Consider the following 21,567-nt stretch of genomic DNA (forward strand, 5'->3'; position numbering starts at 1 on the left):
TTATCGCAATAAAAACGCTCGATAAAATCCACAGACATAAAAAAGCCCCTGCCAGGCTGGCAAGGGCTGAATGATGCGGCGAATCGTGTTCGCTTAGTGGATAACCTGTGACAGAAACGCCCGGGTCCGCTCGGATTTTGGATTCGCAAAGAACTCATCCGGCGGCGCCATCTCGACAATTTCACCGCGATCCATGAAGATCACCCGATCGGCAACCGTACGCGCAAAGCCCATCTCATGCGTCACACACAGCATCGTCATCCCGTCTTCCGCCAGACCGATCATGGTATCCAGCACCTCTTTAACCATCTCAGGATCGAGCGCGGAGGTGGGCTCATCGAATAACATAATCTTCGGCTTCATACACAGCGAACGGGCGATGGCCACGCGCTGCTGCTGTCCGCCAGAGAGCTGCCCGGGAAACTTATGGGCATGCTCAGCAATGCGCACGCGCTGCAGATAGTGCATCGCCAGCTCTTCGGCCTCTTTCTTTGGCATCTTGCGTACCCACATCGGTGCCAGCGTGCAGTTCTGCAGAACGGTCAGATGCGGGAAGAGATTGAAGTGCTGAAATACCATGCCGACTTCAGTGCGCACGCGTTCAATATTGCGCACATCATCATTCAGGTGGATGCCGTCTACGACAATCCGTCCCTGCTGATGCTCTTCCAGATGGTTGATGCAGCGAATGGTGGTGGATTTACCGGAACCCGAAGGGCCGCACAGCACGATACGCTCGCGCGGTTTCACCTGCAGGTTGATATCTTTCAGCACGTGGAATTGACCGTACCATTTGTTCACGTTTTCGAGCGTAATCATCATGGCGTTAGCCGCCGTTGTCATTGTTTGTGTCATGTAAAACCTCAGTGCGATTTACGCCCGGTGTGGAAGCGCTTCTCCAGATACTGGCTATAGCGCGACATGCTAAAACAGAAAATCCAGTAAACCAGTGCAGCGAAGACATAGCCTTCGGTCGACATACCCAACCATGTAGGGTCGACGGTTGCCTGCTGCACGCTACTGAACAGATCGAACAGGCCGATGATGATCACCAGGCTGGTATCTTTAAACAGCGCGATGATGGTGTTCACCAGACCGGGAATGGTCAGCTTGAGCGCCTGCGGTAAAATCACCAGCGCCTGGGTTTTCCAGTAGCCGAGCGCCAGCGACTCTGCCGCTTCGTACTGGCCTTTAGGCAGGGCCTGCAGCCCGCCACGTACCACTTCGGCGACATACGCCGACTGGAACAGGATCACGCCAACCAGCGCACGCACCAGTTTGTCTATCGTGGTGCCTTCCGCCATAAACAGCGGCAGCATCACTGAAGACATGAACAGTACGGTAATCAGCGGTACGCCACGCCAGAACTCAATGAAAATCACCGACAGGGTGCGCACCACCGGCATTTTAGAGCGACGGCCCAGCGCCAGCAGAATGCCGAGCGGCAGCGCCCCGGCAATGCCGACAGATGCGATAATCAGCGTCAGCGTCAGGCCGCCCCACTGGCGCGTTTCCACGCGGTCCAGCCCGAAATAGCCGCCATACAGCAGCAGCCAGACGACGACCGGATAGAGCACCGCCCAGCAGGCGATATAGCGGCCGCGGCGCGGCATGGATTTGATAAACATCGGCACAATCGACAGCAGGCCAATCACCAGCGCCAGATTGATGCGCCAGCGCAGCTCATGCGGATAGAGCCCGTACATGAACTGGCCAAAGCGCGCGTGGATAAAGACCCAGCAGGCGCCCGCTTTCGTACAGTCCGCTCGGGTTTCGCCAATCCAGTTAGCCTGGAAGATCAACCAGTTCAGCGCCGGCGGGATAACGCTCCAGATAATCCACAGGCTGAGTAACGTGAGCAGCGTATTCAGCCAGCTGGAGAACAGGTTTTTACGCGCCCAGAGCCAGGCTTTACCCAGTGGATTGCCCGACACCGGCGGCGTTTCGTGTGTGGTCACAGACATAATGGTTCCGTTCTCTTAACGCTCAACCAGCGCAATTTTGCGGTTATAGAGGTTCATCAGCAGCGAAATGAGCAGACTGATAATCAGATAAACCGCCATGGTGATGGCAATGGTTTCAATTGCCTGGCCGGTCTGATTCAGTACGGTGCCGGCAAACAGCGACACCATATCCGGATAGCCTATCGCGGCCGCCAGCGAGGAGTTTTTTACGATGTTAAGGTACTGGCTGGTGAGCGGCGGGATAATCACGCGCATCGCCTGCGGAATGATCACCTGACGCAGCGTAACCGGGTTGGGCAGCCCGAGCGAACGTGCTGCTTCGCTCTGACCATGCGGTACTGACTGAATCCCGGCGCGAATCACCTCAGCAATAAAGGAAGAGGTGTAGATCGACAGTGCCAGCGTCAGCGCTGCCAGTTCCGGAATCATGGCAAAGCCACCGCGGAAGTTGAAACCGCGCAGCTCGGGCACATCCCAGTGCGTGGCGGCACCAAACAGCGTATGGGCGATCAGCGGCAGCAGCACAATTAAACCGGCCGCCGCGGGCCAGGTGCGGCGCAGCTGACCGGTTTTCAGCTGATGCTTGCGGTTGAAGCGGAACAGCGCGGCGCTGGCGGCGATGGCAATCGCCAGCGCGATCAGGAATGGCCAGGTGCCGGGCGCATACTCCGGCCACGGTATATACAGACCGCGGTTGCTGACAAAAGCCAGATCGAACGCGTTCAGCGCCTGACGCGGGCCCGGCAGATTGCGCAGCACGGCAAAGTACCAGAAGAAGATTTGCAGCAGCGGCGGGATATTACGGAACGTCTCGATATAAATGGTCGACAGCTTGCGCAGCAGCCAGTTATCCGACAGGCGCGCCAGACCGATGGCGAAGCCGAGGATGGAGGCGAAGACAATACAGAGCGCGGAGACCAGCAGGGTGTTGGTTAACCCGACCATAAACACGCGCGCGTAGGTATCGCCTTCGCTGTAATCGATCAGATGCTGGACGATGCCGAAACCGGCGTTGCGCTCAAGAAAGCCAAAGCCGGAGGTGATACCGCGATTGGCAAGGTTGATCACCGTGTTGTGGATCAGATAACCCACCACAGCAAACACCGCCACAATCGCGACAATCTGGTAAAGCCAGGCGCGAACCGTAGGATTACCGAACGAAAAATCCCTTTTCACGGTTGGGCGTTGCGACATGTTAAAACCTCAGTGAAGAATACGCGTGGGCACCGCAGGATGCGGTGCCCGACTGGCAGGAGACAATTAACGCACTGGTGGAGCGTACTGGATGCCGCCCTGGTTCCAGAGCGCATTCTGGCCGCGTGCAATTTTCAGCGCGCTGTCTTTACCAACGTTACGATCGAACACTTCCTGATAGTTGCCAACCTGCTTGATGATGTTGTACGCCCACTTGTTGTCGAGCTTAAGGTCTTTACCGAAATCACCTTCTGCGCCCAGCAGGTGTGCCATATCTGGCGTGGTTGGTTTCGCCGCCATCTCATCAACGTTCTTCGAGCTGATGCCCATCTCTTCCGCATTCAGCATGGCGAACAGCGACCATTTCACGATGGTGAACCAGTCATCATCACCGCGACGGACGACCGGGCCCAGCGGCTCTTTCGAAATCACTTCTGGCAGTACGATAAAGTCATCCGGCTTGCCCAGCTTGATGCGCAGCGCATACAGCTGTGACTGGTCAGAAGAGAGGGTATCGCAGCGGCCGCTATCCAGCGCTTTAGCAGACTCATCAGAGCGGTCGAAGGTGACCGGCGTGTACTGCATTTTGTTAGCTTTAAAGTAGTCGGCCACGTTCAGCTCGGTATCGGTACCGGCCTGGATACACACGGTGGCACCATCCAGCTCTTTGGCACTTTTCAGACCGGCTTTCTTATGGGTCAGGAAGCCGATGCCGTCATAATAGTTTACGCCGGCGAACAGGAAGCCCATGCCGCCATCACGTGATGAGGTCCAGGTGGTGTTACGCGACAGGATATCCACCTCGCCTGACTGCAGCGCAGTGAAGCGTTCTTTAGCGGTCAGCGGGGTGTATTTTACTTTGCTGGCATCGCCGAAGACCGCAGCAGCAGCGGCGCGGCACACGTCAACATCGATACCGGTGAATTTGCCGCTGGCGTCAGCGTAGGAGAACCCTGGCAGACCATCGCTGATACCGCACTGTATAAACCCTTTCTTCTTAATGGCGTCCAGCGTGGTGCCTGCGTGCGCCTGCTGGGTCACGGCGAACAGCGAGGCGGCAGCAATCAGGGTGGAAAGCATCATCTTTTTCATAAAGCATCCTGTGTGGCGAGATCGTGTGTTGTTATGTTTGCGCGCACTTTACTGTGCGCTTATTTCTTTCTGTGGCGTTTAGCCATCCACGACACTGCAAAGCTGATGCCAGGTTTGCAGAATCCTGAATTCACTGGAAAGATCTTTTAATAAACGGACGTATCCGGAAAGTTGTCGCTACTATCGCGCACCAAAAGGCAGCATGACGAGTCGCCACGATCACAAATAGTGCAAAAAGTTTCACTATATGGAAGCAGTGTGAGCTAACGCTCATGAACAGGTGTACGGCAAAGTGGAATTACCGCTGAAGCGGTTCAGGATCACAAACAAAGCGGGCTGAGGGGCGATCGGAAGGATTTTTTCTGCGCAAAAACAGGGCAGGGCAGCGGCCCTGAGAGAGATGAGCTATCACGCCGGCGATTGCAACTATCGTTACCATTTTGACGATAATCGTTTCACGCGGTGTTAACGCACAAACAGCAGCAACAAAAACGCCAGCCCAAAGGCTGGCGTTATCGCAGCAAGGAACCAGAACGCTTAGTTCATGCCGTATTTTTTCAGCTTCTTACGCAGCGTACCGCGGTTGATGCCCATCATCAGGGCAGCGCGGGTCTGGTTGCCACGGGTATACTGCATCACCATGTCCAACAGAGGCTGCTCGACTTCAGCCAGTACCAGCTCATACAGGTCACTTACATCCTGACCGTTCAGTTGAGCAAAATAGTTCTTCAGTGCCTGTTTAACCGAATCACGCAGAGGCTTTTGCGTCACCTGATCCTGTGAGTTAACGGTAGAAACGGTCAGTACGTCAGAATTTACGCGTTGTTCGAACATAGTTCTTTCAGCTCTTTATTTCGTTTACGCAAGATTTTCGAAGTATGCCTCCAACGCCTCCAGCTGTTCGCTGGCATCCTCTATGGCGTTGAATGTGCGCCGAAACTGGTCGTCAGGGGCACTTTCCTGCAAATACCAGGAAACGTGTTTTCGGGCAATACGGTATCCCTTGCGCTGACCGTAAAAGTCGTGCAGCTCCCGTATGTGTCCAATCAGCATATGCTTCACTTCAGCCAGCGGCTTCGGTGCCAGCAGCTCCCCTGTGTCCAGATAATGCTGGATTTCCCGGAAGATCCACGGTCTTCCCTGAGCAGCGCGTCCCACCATCAGAGCATCGGCTCCGGTGTAGTCGAGCACTGCCCTGGCTTTGTGCGGGTCAGTAATGTCACCATTCGCGATAATCGGAATAGCGACGCTCTGCTTAACTGTCCGAATGCTGTCGTATTCAGCTTGCCCTTCAAACAAACAGGCGCGCGTGCGGCCATGAATGGTCAGGGCCTGAATACCACAGCGTTCAGCCAATTGGGCAATCTCTACACAATTACGATTTTCTTTGTCCCAGCCGGTGCGAATCTTCAGCGTAACCGGTACATCGACTGCGTTCACCACCGCACGGAGGATTGACTCCACCAGCTGCGGATGCTGCAGCAGCGCTGAACCTGCCATCTTACGATTCACTTTTTTAGCCGGGCAGCCCATGTTGATGTCGATAACCTGTGCACCGGACGCAACATTAATGCGCGCGGCGGCGGCCATCTCATCGGGATCGCAACCCGCAATTTGCACGGCGCGAATACCGGGCTCGTCACTATGCACCATACGCAAACGCGATTTGTCACTGGCCCAGACTTCCGGGTTCGATGACAGCATCTCGGAGACAGTCATACCGGCGCCGTTGTCATAACACAGAGTGCGAAATGGCTTGTCGGATACTCCGGCCATAGGCGCAGCGATGAGTCGATTACGTAGCTGGTGATGTCCAATGCGCATGAAAAAGAAGTGACCCTAACTGTTCGCAAGGCGGCGTATATTACGCATTTTTTCCGGAAGATGAAAGGCCAAACTTTGAACAATTCGCCGTTTAAGATCAGGGAAATGGGGCTTAGCAGCGGGGTATTAGTCATTACTTGTTTAAATTCAGTGTATTACAAAAATACGCTGAAATTGTGAGCAAAAGTTTTTCCAAAAATATGCGCTGAATCACAACATAAAAACCGCCACTTCCGCGAATCGGCAAGAGAAATGGCGGTGATTTGATTGAAAAGTGAACGCTTTATTTACGTTTGGTGAGTATTTCGTTACTCAACCACCAGCCGGCCATTGAGCGGCTGCACCGGGCGGCTGTTACCGTGTTCACCCAGCACCGCGCTAAAGGCCTGCAACTGCTGTGCGGAAGCCGTTACCGGTTGCTTCATCACCAGCCAGCGCACGCCTTCACTGCACGGTGGCGTGGTGAGTGAACCGCTGAAGCGGTAGTAACGGCGATCGGCGGGTAGCAGTGGCGTAATATCGACATCCTGCTGCAGCGTAGCCGGCTGATTGACCTGCGCCGGCAGCGTATCCAGCAGCGTCGTCAGCACCGGATTTGCCGCACCGGCTTCGAACATCACCCCGATCACCGCCAGCTGCTGCTGCTCGTCACTGAATACAAAGTGGCCCTCAAGCGGATAGCGTTTGCCGTCGATCAGGTTTTCGCTCGGGGTGTGGAAGTGAAACTGCTTCAGCGTGAAGGTCTCGCCGTCCAGCGTCAGCGTATCGCCCTGCTGCAGGTTGATCTGCACGGTGTGGCCGTTGTTAACAATGGCGGCCTGGCGCGCCTGCAGTTCCAGCGTCAGCGCCGGCAGACTGGCATGCAGCGCCTGGCGAATATCAATCGGCGACTGATTCACGCCCTGCTTGCAGACGTGAAAATCAGGGGACAGGTCGCCCCACTGCTGTGGCTGAGCATAATCCCAGGCGGCAGCCTGAACGTGAGCAAAAGGCGCTGCTGCCAGCAGCAGAGCGATCAGTGTGTGTTTGCTTTTCATCATCATTTATTCACTAAGCGATATATCAGTGTTATGTGCCGCGCACGGCACGGTTAACAGGGATAGCGCTATCGCCTGGTGCAGCAGTCTACTGATTTCAATGTAAAGAAACGGCAGGAAAACGGGGCTGGCGGGGATTTGAGACAGGTCTCAGGCGGGGAAAATCGGGCCAGCAGTCGCTGGCCCATGCGTCGGTTAGCGGCGCACGCCAGTGATGCGACACCACTCTTCTTTTTCCGCCACGGCGTCCAGCGCAAAGCGCTCCGCATAGGCTTCACACACGCTTTCCGCCTGGCTGGCCAGCACGCCGGACAGGCCGAGATGGCCGCCGGCTTTCGGCAGCACGCCAATCAGCGGCGCCAGTTCGCGCAGCGGACCGGCGAGGATATTGGCGACCACCACATCCGCCTGCAGGTTTTCCGGCTGCTGGTGCGGCAGATACAGCGACAGGCGGTCGGCCACGCCGTTGCGCTCCGCGTTATCGCGGCTGGCCTGGATCGCCTGCGGATCGATATCAATGCCGATCGCCTGAGCTGCGCCGAGTTTCAGCGCGGCGATGGCCAGAATGCCGGAGCCACAGCCGAAATCGATCACCGTTTTGCCCTGCAGATCGAGACCATCCAGCCAGCTCAGACACAGCGACGTGGTGGGATGGGTGCCGGTACCAAAGGCCAGACCGGGATCAAGCATCACGTTGACTGCATCCGGATCCGGCACGTCGCGCCAGCTTGGGCAGATCCACAGGCGTTCACCGAAGCGCATCGGATGGAAGTTATCCATCCATTCGCGCTCCCAGTCTTTATCCTCGATCTGTTCGATCTTATGGCGGAAACCCGATCCCAGCAGCGGATGCTGGCTCAGTTCAGCCACAACATCATCCATGGCGGTTTCCGCGTCGAACAGGCCAATCACATCGGTATCGCCCCACAGGCGGGTTTCACCGGGCAGCGGCTCATATACCGGGTTGTCGTGCGTGTCCTGAAAGGTGACTGACACCGCACCGGCGTCCATCAGCGCATCACTGAGGGTTTCGGCGTGCTCGCCGGTGCTGTTAATTTTGATTTGAATCCATGGCATAGCGTTTCTCTTTTATTCCAGGGCAGCATCGCGTGCGTCAGGCGCGCTGCCGAACATATTACCTACCAGGAAGGCCAGCAGGCTTAATGTCAACGATGGCACGATAGGGTGAAAGCCCCACAGTTCGATTTTCAGGCTGGCAAGCAGCGTATAACATCCGGCTCCCACCAGCATGCTACTGATGGCGCCCGCCGCATTGGCGCGCTCCCAGTACAGTCCCAGCACCAGCGGCCACAGAAAGACCGCTTCAAGGCCACCGAACGCCAGCAGGTTGAGCCAGATAATCATATCTGGCGGATTCCAGGCCGCCAGCAGCAGCAGCAGGCCGAGCACAAAGGTGATGGTGCCGGAGAGCAGCCGCAGACGCGCCTCGTTCTCGCTGTGCTGCGGCGCGATACGCAGGTAAAGATCTTTGATCAGCGTAGCGGACGATTGCAGCAGCTGCGCGTTAATCGTCGACATGATCGCCGCCATTGGCGCCGCGAGGAACACGCCAGCCGCCATCGGTGGCAGCACGGTGATCATCAGCGTCGGGATCACGCGATCCGGAATCGCCAGATCCGGCAGTACCGCGCGGCCGAGTGCGCCGGCCAGATGCATGCCGAGCATCAGTATCACTACCACGATAGTGCCAAGGATAATTCCACGGTGCAGCGCTTTGCTGTCTTTGTAGGAAATACAGCGCACGGCGGTATGCGGCAGCCCAATCACGCCAAAGCACACCAGCACGGCAAACGAGCTGAGGAAGGTCGGATTGATGACGTTGCCGACGCCTTCCGGTGACACCAGCTGCGGATCGATGCTGCGCAGTTTGGTGACCGCCGTTGCCAGGCCGCCTGCCTGGTGGATGACGGCAAACAGCAGCAGGAAGGTGCCAATCAGCATCACCAGCCCTTGCATGGCATCGTTAAGTACGCTGGCACGAAAGCCGCCAAACGCGGTATACAGCGCGATGGTGCCGCCAAAAATCAGCAGGCCGGTGTCATAAGGAATACCGGCGGCGGTTTCCAGCAGGCGTGCGCCGCCGATAAACTGCACCGTCATGGCACCAATAAACGCCACCAGCAGGCTGATACTGGCCAGCCAGATAAGCAGCGGGCTGCGGTAGCGGCCATACAGCATGTCGTTGAGCGTCACCGCGTTGTAGCGTCGCGCCAGAATCGCGAATTTTTTGCCCAGCACGCCGAGCGACAGCCAGACCGCCGGCACCTGGATCATCGCCAGCAGTACCCAGCCCAGGCCGTATTTATACGCCGCGCCCGGCCCGCCAATAAATGAGCTGGCGCTGATGTAAGTGGTGGTGATGGTCATCGCCAGCACAAAGCCACCCATTGAGCGACTACCGAGGAAATATTCGGTGAGAAAGTTGCCCTGACGCTGCTTGCGCATGGCAAATACTGACAGCCCGGCGATTACCACCAGATAGGCCAGCAGCGGCAGAATGATTTCAGTTTCCATTGTGGTCCTCCAGAGACATATCGCGGAACACCACGCGCACCATCAGCCAGCACAGGCCGATGAACAGCACGGGCGCGAACACGCAGGAGAACTCAAACCAGCGCGGTAAGCCGGTGATACCGCTTTGTGTGCCGCCGAGCCAGGCGGACACGCCCCAGACGGCGAGGTACGCCAGCGTCAGGTACAGCGACCAGCGCGCCTCTTTGTTAGCTTGCAAAAAACGCCCATCCATCATGCAACCTCAAAGGCAACAAAAATGAAAAAGGCCGGTTTAACCGGCCTCTGCATTGCTCTGCGCTGCGCTTACTTCTCGTGCAGGCCGAGTTTTTTCTCCAGATAGTGGATGTTAGTACCACCCTGCTGGAAGTTTTCGTCGGTCATGATGCGCATCTGCAGATCGACGTTGGTCTTGATGCCGTCGATGATCAGTTCCGCCAGCGCATTTTTCATGCGCGCGATAGCCACGTCACGGTTTTCGCCGTAGGTGATCAGCTTACCAATCATTGAGTCGTAATACGGCGGCACGCTGTAGCCGGCATAGATGTGCGATTCCCAGCGCACGCCAAAACCGCCTGGCGCGTGGAAACGGGTGATCTTGCCCGGGCTCGGCAGGAAGGTGTTTGGGTCTTCGGCGTTGATACGGCACTCGACCGCATGACCGCGCACCACCACATCTTCCTGTTTGATTGACAGCGGCTGACCGGCAGCAATACGCAGCTGCTCTTTGATCAGGTCGACGCCAGTGATCATCTCGGTGACCGGATGTTCCACCTGAATACGGGTGTTCATCTCGATGAAGTAGAACTCACCGTTTTCATACAGGAACTCGAAGGTACCGGCACCGCGATAGCCGATCTCCACGCAGGCGTTAGAGCAGCGCTCGCCGATGTAGCGACGCAGTTCCGGCGTGATGCCGGGTGCTGGTGCTTCTTCGACCACTTTCTGGTGGCGGCGCTGCATGGAGCAGTCACGTTCGGCCAGATAGATGGCGTTGCCCTGACCGTCGGCCAGAACCTGAATCTCGATGTGGCGTGGATTCTCGAGGAATTTCTCCATGTACACCATGTCGTTGTTGAAAGCCGCTTTGGCTTCCGCTTTCGTCATGTTGATGGACTGCTCAAGATCCTTGTCGCTGCGCACAACGCGCATACCACGACCGCCGCCGCCGCCAGAGGCTTTGATGATCACCGGATAGCCGATGCGCTTAGCGATGGCACGGTTTTTCTCCATGTCGTCGGTCAGCGAACCGTCAGAGCCTGGTACGGTCGGTACGCCGGCTTTTTTCATCGCGTTGATCGCTGACACTTTGTCGCCCATCAGGCGAATGGTGTCGGCTTTCGGACCGATGAAGATAAAGCCAGAGCGCTCAACCTGCTCGGCGAAATCGGCGTTCTCAGAAAGGAAGCCGTAGCCCGGGTGGATCGCAACCGCGCCGGTGATTTCGGCGGCGGAGATCAGCGCCGGGATATTAAGATAACTTTTGACCGACTGCGCCGGGCCGATGCAGACGGTTTCGTCCGCCAGCAGCACGTGCTTCAGGTCGCGGTCTGCCGTGGAGTGTACCGCCACAGTCTTGATGCCCAGTTCTTTACAGGCACGCAGAATGCGCAGCGCAATCTCACCACGGTTAGCAATGACAATTTTATCCAGCATGCTTCGCCTCGTTATTCGATGACGACCAGCGGCTCGTCGAATTCAACCGGCTGGCCGCTTTCCACCAGGATCGCCTTCACAACGCCGGATTTATCGGCTTCGATCTGGTTCATCATTTTCATCGCTTCAACGATGCACAGGGTGTCGCCAGCGTTCACTTTCTGACCCACTTCCACAAACGCTTTGGCGTCCGGGCTTGGGGTGCGATAGAAGGTACCGACCATCGGCGAACGCACGATGTGGCCGCTGACTTCAGGTTTAGCCGCTTCTGCAGCGACAGGCGCAGCAGCAGGTGCAACCGCAGCAGCCAGCGCAGGCTGTGGAGCCGGAACAGCATAAGCCTGCTGCATCATAGGGTAACCGACATTGGCAGGTGAACGGCTGATGCGAACTGACTCTTCGCCTTCAGAGATTTCCAGCTCAGCGATGCCGGACTCTTCAACCAGTTCGATCAGTTTCTTAATTTTACGAATATCCATGAGTGTGGTTCCGTACTCTGTTTAATTGGAATGTGACAGGCGTTTTACGGCCGTTTGTAAAGCCCACGAGTAGCCGTCGGCGCCCAGTCCGCAGATGACGCCGGCAGATACATCGGAAAGATAGGAGTGATGTCGGAACGGTTCGCGTGCATGCACATTTGAGAGATGCACCTCAATAAAAGGAATGCTAACCGCCAACAGCGCATCGCGCAGGGCAACGCTGGTGTGCGTAAACGCAGCCGGGTTGATGATGATGTAATCGACGTTGCCGCGGGCTTCGTGAATACGATCAATCAGCTGGTATTCCGCATTCGATTGCAAATGACTCAATTTCACATGGTGCTGGTCGGCCTGTTGCGTCAGATCGCTGACAATCTGCGCCAGCGTGGTGTGACCATACTTGTCAGGCTCGCGCGTTCCCAACAGGTTCAGGTTGGGTCCGTTTAACAGCAGTATGTGAAATTTATGCGCCATCTTGCGGCTATCTCCTGCAATCAGTGAGGCATCGCGTAAAATACCGCGACATCCTTCATTTGTCACTCTTCAGAGTGAAAAAGAAGACTTCGCTTGCAATAAAGCCGGGCATTATATCCGTTTCGAGGCAATTCGCAGCAAAATACTGGTCTTATCTGCGAAGTTGATCCGGCGAGGCCCGAAGGCCACACCTTTTAACAGATCTCGCAGCAGGAAAACAACCTTGCGGGGATTATCGGCGCAGAAGTTTACGCAACTTATTGTAACGCCAGCCTAACAGCGCCAGCGCCAGCAGGGCATAAATCCACGGCTGCGGTGACAGCACTTTCACTGACCAAAGATAGTGGACAGGCGCGAGGATCGCGACCAGATAGATGCCGTTGTGCAGCGTTTGCCAGCGGCGTCCCAGTTTGCGCTGGGCGCGCTGAAAAGAGGTGATGGCGAGAGCAAACAGAATAATCCAGCTGATCATGCCCAGTAACAAATAGGGGCGCGAGACAATCTCACTGCCGAGTAATCGCAGATGATCGTAGCCCAGTTCCAGCAGATAGTAGCTGGTGAGATGCAGACAGGCCCAGGCAAAGCACCATAGGCCGAGCAGCCGGCGGGTACGAATCAGCAGCGGCTGCTTCAGATAACGCGTCAGCGGGCTCACCAGCAGCGTCGCCAGCAGCAGCTTCAGCGCCATGCGGCCGGTAAAATGCTGGATATCTTTCGCCGGATCGGCGCTCAGCCAGCCCTGATTTGCCGCCAGAAACAGGTACACCAGCGGCAGAAACGCCGCCAGATGCAGCACCACTTTCAGCAGCGTAACGTGGCGTAATGTCAGGCGCACTCAGTAGTTCTCCCGTAAATCGAGACCGCGATACAGCGAGGCCACCTCTTTAGCATAACCGTTGAACAGCAGCGTCGGCTGGCGTTCCACCTTGAGAATGCCGCCCGCACCGATAAAGCGCTCAGTAGCCTGCGACCAGCGCGGGTGGTTGACGTGCGGATTCACGTTAGCGTAGAAGCCATACTCGTTAGCGGCGATCTGGCTCCAGGTGGTGGGCGGACGATCGTGCGTCAGGGTAATTTTGACGATCGACTTAATCCCTTTGAAGCCATATTTCCACGGCACCGTCAGGCGAATCGGCGCGCCGTTTTGCGGCGGCAGCGCTTTGCCGTAAACGCCGGTGCTGAGCAGCGTCAGCGGATGCATCGCTTCGTCCAGCCGCAAGCCTTCAACATAGGGATAATCCAGCCCGCCGCCGATAAAGCGGTCCTTTTGTCCTGGCATCTGATCGGGCGCGTATAGCGTCTGGAAGGCGACATAGCGGGCATTGCTGGTGGGTTCAGCCAGCAGCAGCAGCTTGTTGAGTTCAAAGCCTACCCAGGGAATCACCATCGACCAGGCTTCAACGCAGCGCATGCGATAGATACGCTGCTCCATGGCGAAGCGTTTGAAGATGTCGTCCATATCCAGCGTCATCGGCTTCGCCACTTCGCCCTCAATGCGCAATTGCCACGGGTCAGTTTTCAGCGTGCCGGCATTGGCGGCAGGATCGGCTTTGTCGAGACCAAATTCGTAGAAGTTGTTGTAGCCAGCGACTTTATCAAACGGCGTCAGCGGCAGGTCCGCCTGCCACTGGGCCGGTTTACTGAACTGCAGATCGCGTCCGGCAGGCGCCGGCGGCCTGTCATTGCCCTTAAACCAGCTCAGCACATCGGCCTGTGCGCCGCCGGGCAGACTGGCCGCGGCAGCGCCTAGCCCCAGCGCTTTCAGCACCTGGCGGCGGCGCAAATTAAAAATGCTTTCCGGCGTAACATCGGCTTCGGTAAGGATGTGCGTGCGCTTCATGGCGTTCTCCGGCAAATCGATTAACTGCAGCTAGCATGATCAAACGCTGCCCGGCGCGCCACTTTCGCTGGCAAAATGTGAAATTTCCTGGCCGGTGCGTTCTGTTGAGAATAGGACGAAAAAGCCGCCCCGGAAGCCAGCGCTTCACACTTTGACGTTATACTCGCGCCGCAGGGTGGCGAAACCCGGCGCCGGGCGGGCGCTGATTTGGATCGGTAATTGTGATAATTTGCTCAGGTTTGCACCAGCGCGGCTGGCGCGAACCGTGGGCTGGCGTTCATAAACCGCAGTGATACAGGCACAGGGATGCGATTAACAACCAAGTTTTCTGCGTTTATTACCTTATTAAGCTTACTGGCGATGTTACTGATGCTGGTAGGCTGCGCTTTTAGTTTTATCTGGCTGTCGCAGCAGCGCGTAGAGAACCGCGTGCAGACGCTGGCGACGGAAGTCGATAAAGCGCTGGCCAGCCAGTCACCGCAGGAACTGACGCAGTGGCTGACGCGCCTGATGCCCGTCATCAATGCCGAACAGCTGGAACTGCATCACGATGATAGCGTGCTGTTCCGCCTCGCGCGTCATGAAAATCCGATGCTGGAAGACGAGCCCAACCGTTTCATTCAACTGGATGTGCCGCTGGTGCACGCGCCGGGCATGGCGCTGCGCGTGGTGGTGCTCGATCCCGCCAAAACCTGGTTCCGCTCGTTCACCGGTGCCTACACGCTGATTATCCTGCTGACGGTGGTGGCGATCATGTCGGCGCTGCTGGTGATGACGCACCGCTGGCTTAACCGCCGCTGGCAGCATATGGAGCGGCTGGAGGCGCGCGCGGAGCGCATTCTGGCTGGCGAGCGCGCGCCACGCAGCGATACCATCGCCGAATGGCCGCCGAAAGCCAGCCGCGCTATCGATCTGCTGCTGGGGGATTTACAGGAAGCCGGCGAGCAGCGTCTGCGTATCGACACCTTAATCCGCACCTTTGCCGCGCAGGATTCGCGTACCGGCCTGAATAATCGCCTGTTTTTCGATAACCAACTGGCCACGTTGCTGGAAGACCAGGAAGACGTTGGCACGCACGGTGTGGTGATGATGGTGCGGCTGCCGGACCTCGATACCCTGCATGAAACCCTCGGACCGACGCTGGTCGATGAATACCTGTTCGACCTGGTAAACATGCTCTCCACCTTCGTGCTGCGCTATCCGGGTGCGCTGCTGGCGCGCTATTTCCGCAGCGACTTTGCCGTACTGCTGCCGCACCGCACTTTGAAAGAGGCCAACAGCATTGCCGACCAGCTGATCAACGCGGTGGATTCGCTGCCGCCGATGCGCATGGTGGATCGCGATGATCTGATCCACATTGGCATCAGCGCCTGGCGCAGCGGCGAGTCGGTGTCGCAGGTGATGGAGAATGTCGAACTGGCCACGCGGCGGGCGGCGCTGCAGGGCGGCAACAACTGGTCGGTGGGCGAGGGCAATACGCTGGAGATGGGGCGCGGCAGCGTGCGCTGGCGCACCCTGCTGGAAAACACCGTGAACCGCGGCGGCCCGCGTCTGTACCAGAAACCGGCGGTGCTGCTGGACGGCAAAGTGCATCACCGTGAAATGCTGGCGCGCGTGTTCGACGGCGATAAAGAGGTGGTGTCGGCAGAATTCATGCCGCTGGTGCTGCAGCTTGGCATGGCCGACAGCTGGGATCGCCAGCTGGTCATGCGTATTGCGGCGCTGTCGGAGGTCTGGCCGGATGAAACGCTGGCGCTGCCGGTGAATATCGATTCGCTGCTGCAACGGCCGTTCCAGCGCTGGCTGCAAAAATTGCTGCTGCAGTGCAGTAAATCGCAAAGAAAACGATTTTTATTTGAACTTGCTGAGGCGGATGTTTGTCAACACATCAATCGTTTAGTGCCGGTTTTCCGTATGCTGACCGCGTTTGGCTGTCGGATTGCGGTAGATCAGGCCGGATTAACGGTAGTGAGTAGCGCTTACATCAAGCAGTTCCCGATTGAGCTGATCAAGCTCGACCCGGGTCTGATTCGCAACATTGAGCGCCGTACAGAAAATCAGCTGTTCGTGCAAAGTTTGCTGGAGGTGTGTAAATCCACGCCCACCAAAGTCTTTGCCGCCGGAGTACGCACGCGCGCGGAGTGGCAAACGCTGGCCGGGCTGGGCGTCGCGGGCGGCCAGGGCGACTTTTTTGCTCCTTCGCTGCCGGTGAACAGTAACGTGAAGAAACACTCACAACGTTACCGGATTTAGCGCGTCAGCCACAGATACGGCAGCAGGCGGCTATTTTTCGCCTTTATGCCGTGCGCAGCCGGCGCGATCGGCGGCGGGAAATGTTAGATTTTATGTCGGAATTCACCCGCGACCGGCGGGTGAATTTGCGTTTAGAGCGGCAGCTTAGCGCCGTTTAACGCCGGTGTCGGACGGCAGCACCGCCGCGAAAAATTATTCAGCCTGGTTTTTCACCGAAGCAGAACGTTTTTGCGCCTTGTAGCGGCTTCGCGTGGTTGGTAAAGTAGGCGGATTTTATTTTCCGCCCCCAGCTTGCAGGATTATCCCTTAGTATGTTTAAAAAATTTCGTGGCATGTTTTCCAATGACTTGTCCATTGACCTGGGTACCGCGAATACCCTGATTTACGTAAAAGGACAAGGCATCGTGCTGAACGAGCCTTCTGTGGTTGCCATTCGTCAGGATCGCGCCGGCTCCCCAAAGAGCGTAGCGGCTGTTGGTCATGATGCAAAGCAGATGCTTGGCCGTACGCCGGGTAACATCGCAGCAATCCGTCCGATGAAAGATGGCGTTATCGCCGACTTCTTCGTGACTGAAAAAATGCTCCAGCACTTCATCAAGCAAGTGCACAGCAACAGCTTTATGCGCCCCAGCCCACGCGTGCTGGTGTGCGTGCCGGTCGGTGCGACCCAGGTTGAGCGTCGTGCCATCCGCGAATCGGCGCAGGGCGCCGGTGCCCGTGAAGTGTTCCTGATTGAAGAACCCATGGCCGCAGCAATCGGCGCGGGTCTGCCAGTGTCAGAAGCGACCGGCTCGATGGTGGTGGATATCGGTGGCGGTACGACCGAAGTCGCGGTTATCTCCCTGAACGGCGTGGTTTACTCTTCTTCTGTGCGTATTGGTGGCGATCGCTTCGATGAAGCTATCATTAACTACGTGCGCCGTAATTACGGCTCGCTGATTGGTGAAGCCACCGCTGAGCGTATCAAGCATGAGATCGGTTCTGCTTATCCGGGTGACGAAGTGCGCGAGATCGAAGTGCGCGGCCGTAACCTGGCTGAGGGCGTGCCGCGTGGCTTTACGCTGAACTCGAATGAAATCCTGGAAGCGCTGCAGGAGCCACTGACCGGTATCGTCAGTGCCGTGATGGTCGCGCTGGAGCAGTGCCCGCCGGAGCTGGCGTCTGACATCTCCGAGCGCGGTATGGTGCTGACCGGTGGCGGCGCGCTGCTGCGTAACCTGGATCGTCTGCTGATGGAAGAGACCGGTATTCCGGTGGTAGTCGCAGAAGATCCGCTGACCTGCGTAGCGCGCGGCGGCGGTAAAGCACTGGAAATGATCGACATGCATGGCGGCGATTTGTTCAGCGAGGAGTAATTCCTCTCCGGCTGAGACCGTGGTCAAATTGCGCAGGGAATAGCGACGATACCCAAAATCAGCACAACGGCAGGACGATGGCCATCGCATGCCGCACGGCAGCCTCAGCAGCAGGCACCGGGCAGCAGCGGCACAACGTCGTCACTGCGGTTTGCAGGATGCGGGGTAACTGGCGACGCTGCGCACGACGGCGTATAGCGTCCAGCCCTGGAGGCGTGAGTGCTGACACTCACGCTTCTTCCCTGATGTCGAGGAATTCGCAGAATTTATGAAGCCGATTTTTAGCAGGGGACCTTCCCTGCAGTTGCGCCTGTTTCTGGCCGTGATTGTGGCTATCGCGATTATTGTCGCCGACAGCCGGATCAGCACGTTCTCCCAGATCCGCAACTACCTGGACACGTCGGTCAGTCCATTTTACTTCCTGGCCAACGGGCCACGACAGCTTCTTGACGGTGTTTCCGAAACGCTGGCCTCGCGCCAGCAGCTGGAGCTGGAAAACAAAGCGCTGCGCCGTGAGCTCTTCCTGAAAAACAGTGACCTGCTGATGCTGGGGCAATACAAGCAGGAAAACGCGCGTCTGCGCGAGCTGCTCGGCTCGCCGCTGCGTCAGGATGAGCACAAAATGGTGACCCAGGTGATCTCCACCGGCACCGATCCTTACACCGATCAGGTGATCATCGATAAAGGCAGCGTCAACGGCGTGTATGAAGGCCAGCCGGTGATCAGCGATAAAGGCGTGGTCGGCCAGGTGGTGGCGGTAGGGCAGATGACCAGCCGCGTGCTGCTGATTTGTGATGCCTCGCACGCCCTGCCGATTCAGGTGCTGCGTAACGATATTCGCGTCATCGCCGCCGGTAACGGCTGCAGCGAAGATCTGCAACTGGAGCATCTGCCGGGCAATACGGATATTCGCGTCGGTGATGTGCTGGTGACGTCGGGCCTGGGCGGACGCTTCCCGGAAGGGTATCCGGTCGGCGTGGTGTCGTCAGTGAAAGTGGATACGCAGCGTGCCTATACCGTGATTCAGGCGCGTCCGACTGCCGGTCTGCAGCGTCTGCGCTACCTGCTGCTGCTGTGGGGTGCGGATAAGAACGGCGACATGCCGATGGCACCGGACGAAGTGCATCGCGTGGCCAACGAACGCCTGATGCAGATGATGCCGCAGGTGCTGCCGCCCGCGGGCGAAATGGGGCCGCCGGCACCCGCCATGATGCAGCAAAATCAGCAGATGGGGCCGCCACAGCCCGCCGCCAGCAGCCGTTCGCAGGGTAATCCGGCGAACTCGCGCGGAGGCCAGCCTTGAGTCGATATCGCAGCCAGGGGCGTTGGGTGATCTGGCTGTCCTTCCTTGTTGCGCTTATCCTGCAAATCATGCCGTGGCCGGATCAGATTTACATGTTCCGGCCATCGTGGCTATTGCTGATCCTGATCTACTGGGTGCTGGCGCTGCCGCACCGGGTCAATGTGGGCACCGGCTTTTTCCTCGGCGCCATTATGGATCTGGTCGCCGGCTCAACGCTGGGCGTGCGTGCGCTGGCGTTCAGCATTATCGCCTATCTGGTGGCCTTTAAATTTCAGCTATTCCGTAATCTGGCGTTGTGGCAGCAGGCATTAATGGTTATGGTGCTGTCGCTGGCGGTTGATGTGATTGTTTTCTGGGCAGAATTTCTGGTCATCAACGTCTCCTTCCGCCCGGAAATCTTCTGGAGTAGCGTGGTCGACGGTATCCTGTGGCCCTGGCTATTCTTACTGATGAGAAAGATTCGCCGTCAGTTTGCTGTGCAATAAGGAATACAATGATAACCCTCTACCTGGCTTCCGGCTCACCGCGTCGGCGCGAGCTGTTAACGCAGCTTGGCCTGCAGTTTGAGCGCCTGATTACCAATGTTGAAGAGCAGCGTCAGCCGGGCGAAGCGGCGGAGTCTTATGTGCGGCGTCTGGCCAGCGATAAGGCGCGGGCCGGCGTGCAGATAGCACCGCAGGATCTGCCGGTGCTGGGCGCTGACACCATCGTGGTGCTAAATGGCGAAGTGCTGGAGAAACCGCGCGATGCGGCGCATGCCGCGCAGATGCTGGGTAAACTGGCCGGGCAAACCCATCAGGTCATGACGGCCGTGGCGCTGGCCGATGCGCAGGGCGAGCTGGATTGCCTGGTGACCACAGACGTGACATTCCGCACTATCACGGCAGAGGAAATTTCGCACTATATCGCCAGCGGCGAGCCGATGGATAAAGCCGGCGCGTACGGAATTCAGGGCCTGGGCGGCAACTTTGTGCGCCGCATCAATGGAAGTTATCACGCCGTAGTGGGATTGCCGCTGGTGGAAACCAGCGAACTGCTGAGCCATTTTCAGTCGCTGCGTGCGTTAAGGGGACAAGATGACGGCTGAACTGCTGGTAAATGTGACACCTTCTGAAACCCGTGTTGCCTATATTGACGGCGGCATTCTGCAGGAAATCCATATTGAGCGCGAAGCGCGGCGCGGTATTGTCGGCAATATCTACAAAGGGCGCGTCAGCCGGGTACTGCCGGGCATGCAGGCGGCATTTGTCGATATCGGGATGGACAAAGCGGCCTTTCTGCACGCCTCGGACATCATGCCGCACACCGAATGCGTGGCGGGTGATGAGAAGAAGAACTTTATCGTGCGCGATATCGCCGAGCTGGTGCGTCAGGGACAGGATTTAATGGTGCAGGTGGTGAAAGATCCGCTCGGCACCAAAGGTGCCCGTCTCACCACCGATATTACGCTGCCGTCGCGCTACCTGGTCTTTATGCCGGGGGCTTCGCACGTGGGCGTCTCACAGCGCATTGAAAGCGAAGCCGAACGTGAGCGGCTGAAAGCGGTGGTTGCCGCTTACTGTGACGATCTCGGCGGCTTTATTATTCGTACCGCCGCAGAAGGCATTGGCGCAGAAGAGCTGGCGCAGGACGCGGCATTTTTAAAGCGCCTGTGGACCAAAGTCAGCGAGCGTAAAAAGCGCAACCAGACGCGCTGCCTGCTGTACGGCGAGCTGGCGCTGGCGCAGCGCGTGCTGCGCGATTTCGCCGGCGCAGCGCTGGATCGCATCCGCGTCGATTCGCGCCTGACCTGCGATCTGCTGGTGGAATTTACCAGTGAATATATTCCGGAGATGGCCAGCAAGCTGGAGCTGTACAACGGCAAGCAGCCGATTTTCGATCTCTATGATGTGGAAAACGAGATTCAGCGCTCGCTGGAGCGCAAGGTGGAACTGAAATCTGGCGGTTACCTGATTATCGACCAGACCGAAGCGATGACCACGGTGGACATTAACACCGGTGCGTTTGTCGGCCACCGCAACCTCGACGAAACCATTTTTAATACTAATATCGAAGCCACGCAGGCGATTGCGCGCCAGCTGCGGCTGCGTAATCTCGGCGGCATTATCATCATCGACTTTATCGACATGAATAATGACGATCATCGCCGGCGCGTGCTGCACTCGCTGGAGAGCGCGCTGAGCAAAGATCGCGTCAAGACCAGCATCAACGGCTTCTCCGCGCTGGGGCTGGTCGAGATGACGCGCAAACGCACGCGCGAAAGCATTGAGCATGTGCTGTGTGCCGATTGCCCGGTGTGCCAGGGACGCGGTTCGCTGAAGACGGTGGAGACCGTGTGCTATGAAATCATGCGTGAAATCGTCCGCGTCCATCACGCTTACGACTCCGACAGCTTCCTGGTGTACGTGTCGCCCGCAGTGGGTGAAGCGCTGAAAAGCGATGAGTCGCACGCGCTGGCCGAAGTGGAAATTTTTGTCGGCAAGCAGGTCAAAGTACAGGTTGAACCGCTCTACACGCAGGAGCAGTTTGACGTCGTCATGATGTAAGTCGTGAGGTTGAACGCC

At 57.4% G+C, this 21,567-nt stretch carries 21 protein-coding genes; 6 read left to right on the plus strand and 15 right to left on the minus strand.

The genetic code is table 11. The features are described from left to right. Nucleotides 1–93 precede the first annotated feature (93 nt). The 15 genes from AC6I8P_RS01895 to msrP all read right to left on the minus strand — a co-directional run bounded on the left by AC6I8P_RS01895 (nt 94) and on the right by msrP (nt 14,092). Entirely contained in the window at nt 94–855 is a 762-nt protein-coding gene (locus AC6I8P_RS01895; protein ID WP_283342576.1) for an amino acid ABC transporter ATP-binding protein, read from the minus strand. 8 nt (nt 856–863) lie between these two features. Further along, entirely contained in the window at nt 864–1,964 is a 1,101-nt protein-coding gene (locus tag AC6I8P_RS01900) for an amino acid ABC transporter permease (protein ID WP_058781108.1), read from the minus strand. A 15-nt stretch (nt 1,965–1,979) separates the two neighbouring features. Beyond that, nucleotides 1,980–3,158: an amino acid ABC transporter permease gene (locus AC6I8P_RS01905; protein ID WP_021508165.1), complete on the minus strand. Its 1,179-nt coding sequence runs from the start codon at nt 3,156–3,158 to the stop codon at nt 1,980–1,982. A 66-nt stretch (nt 3,159–3,224) separates the two neighbouring features. Next, nucleotides 3,225–4,250, minus strand: coding sequence for an amino acid ABC transporter substrate-binding protein (locus tag AC6I8P_RS01910; RefSeq protein WP_058759887.1), 1,026 nt, complete (start codon nt 4,248–4,250; stop codon nt 3,225–3,227). Between the two features lie 537 nt (nt 4,251–4,787). Further along, on the minus strand, nt 4,788–5,084 hold the full coding sequence (gene fis, locus AC6I8P_RS01915) for a DNA-binding transcriptional regulator Fis (RefSeq protein WP_003855228.1): 297 nt from the start codon (nt 5,082–5,084) through the stop codon (nt 4,788–4,790). 24 nt (nt 5,085–5,108) lie between these two features. After that, on the minus strand, nt 5,109–6,074 hold the full coding sequence (dusB, locus tag AC6I8P_RS01920) for a tRNA dihydrouridine synthase DusB (RefSeq protein WP_040679767.1): 966 nt from the start codon (nt 6,072–6,074) through the stop codon (nt 5,109–5,111). Nucleotides 6,075–6,382: 308 nt separating this feature from the next. After that, a complete protein-coding gene (locus AC6I8P_RS01925) occupies nt 6,383–7,111 on the minus strand; it encodes a carbonic anhydrase (protein WP_031279827.1) in 729 nt (242 codons plus the stop codon). Nucleotides 7,112–7,306: 195 nt separating this feature from the next. Then, a complete protein-coding gene (gene prmA / locus AC6I8P_RS01930) occupies nt 7,307–8,188 on the minus strand; it encodes a 50S ribosomal protein L11 methyltransferase (RefSeq protein ID WP_264441915.1) in 882 nt (293 codons plus the stop codon). Nucleotides 8,189–8,200: 12 nt separating this feature from the next. Further along, nucleotides 8,201–9,646, minus strand: a complete 1,446-nt coding sequence (panF, locus tag AC6I8P_RS01935) for a sodium/pantothenate symporter (protein WP_498030930.1) — start codon at nt 9,644–9,646, stop codon at nt 8,201–8,203. Next, nucleotides 9,636–9,878, minus strand: a complete 243-nt coding sequence (locus AC6I8P_RS01940) for a YhdT family protein (protein ID WP_058775720.1) — start codon at nt 9,876–9,878, stop codon at nt 9,636–9,638. Before AC6I8P_RS01940 ends, panF begins: the two co-directional genes overlap by 11 nt. Nucleotides 9,879–9,949: 71 nt before the next feature. After that, nucleotides 9,950–11,299, minus strand: a complete 1,350-nt coding sequence (accC, locus tag AC6I8P_RS01945) for an acetyl-CoA carboxylase biotin carboxylase subunit (protein WP_021508158.1) — start codon at nt 11,297–11,299, stop codon at nt 9,950–9,952. Nucleotides 11,300–11,310: 11 nt separating this feature from the next. Then, nucleotides 11,311–11,778, minus strand: coding sequence for an acetyl-CoA carboxylase biotin carboxyl carrier protein (accB, locus tag AC6I8P_RS01950; protein ID WP_058759883.1), 468 nt, complete (start codon nt 11,776–11,778; stop codon nt 11,311–11,313). A 21-nt stretch (nt 11,779–11,799) separates the two neighbouring features. Continuing rightward, the gene (gene aroQ, locus AC6I8P_RS01955) at nt 11,800–12,252 is read right to left on the minus strand and encodes a type II 3-dehydroquinate dehydratase (protein WP_021508156.1); all 453 of its coding nucleotides are present in this window, start codon (nt 12,250–12,252) and stop codon (nt 11,800–11,802) included. Nucleotides 12,253–12,484: 232 nt separating this feature from the next. Next, complete coding sequence (msrQ, locus tag AC6I8P_RS01960) at nt 12,485–13,087, minus strand: protein-methionine-sulfoxide reductase heme-binding subunit MsrQ (protein ID WP_021508155.1); 603 nt, start codon at nt 13,085–13,087, stop codon at nt 12,485–12,487. Then, a complete protein-coding gene (gene msrP, locus AC6I8P_RS01965; RefSeq protein WP_211725550.1) occupies nt 13,088–14,092 on the minus strand; it encodes a protein-methionine-sulfoxide reductase catalytic subunit MsrP in 1,005 nt (334 codons plus the stop codon). A gap of 306 nt (nt 14,093–14,398) precedes the next feature. Here msrP and csrD point away from each other — a divergent pair, with 306 nt between their 5' ends. From csrD to rng, 6 genes are all read left to right on the plus strand, one after another. Further along, complete coding sequence (gene csrD, locus AC6I8P_RS01970) at nt 14,399–16,345, plus strand: RNase E specificity factor CsrD (protein WP_211725551.1); 1,947 nt, start codon at nt 14,399–14,401, stop codon at nt 16,343–16,345. A 311-nt stretch (nt 16,346–16,656) separates the two neighbouring features. Next, nucleotides 16,657–17,700 (plus strand): rod shape-determining protein MreB, encoded by a 1,044-nt coding sequence (mreB, locus tag AC6I8P_RS01975; RefSeq protein ID WP_003855260.1) that lies wholly within the window; start codon nt 16,657–16,659, stop codon nt 17,698–17,700. 268 nt (nt 17,701–17,968) lie between these two features. After that, nucleotides 17,969–19,003 (plus strand): rod shape-determining protein MreC, encoded by a 1,035-nt coding sequence (gene mreC / locus AC6I8P_RS01980; RefSeq protein ID WP_021508152.1) that lies wholly within the window; start codon nt 17,969–17,971, stop codon nt 19,001–19,003. Then, complete coding sequence (gene mreD, locus AC6I8P_RS01985) at nt 19,000–19,488, plus strand: rod shape-determining protein MreD (protein WP_031279826.1); 489 nt, start codon at nt 19,000–19,002, stop codon at nt 19,486–19,488. The genes mreC and mreD overlap by 4 nt, the downstream gene beginning before the upstream one ends. A gap of 8 nt (nt 19,489–19,496) precedes the next feature. Then, nucleotides 19,497–20,090, plus strand: coding sequence for a Maf family protein (locus tag AC6I8P_RS01990; protein WP_498030931.1), 594 nt, complete (start codon nt 19,497–19,499; stop codon nt 20,088–20,090). Further along, nucleotides 20,080–21,549 carry a ribonuclease G gene (gene rng, locus AC6I8P_RS01995; protein WP_021508149.1) on the plus strand — a complete coding sequence of 490 codons (1,470 nt, stop codon included), beginning with the start codon at nt 20,080–20,082 and terminating at the stop codon, nt 21,547–21,549. Before AC6I8P_RS01990 ends, rng begins: the two co-directional genes overlap by 11 nt. Nucleotides 21,550–21,567 lie beyond the last annotated feature (18 nt).

This window comes from gamma proteobacterium symbiont of Lampromicra miyakona (genome assembly GCF_059730895.1).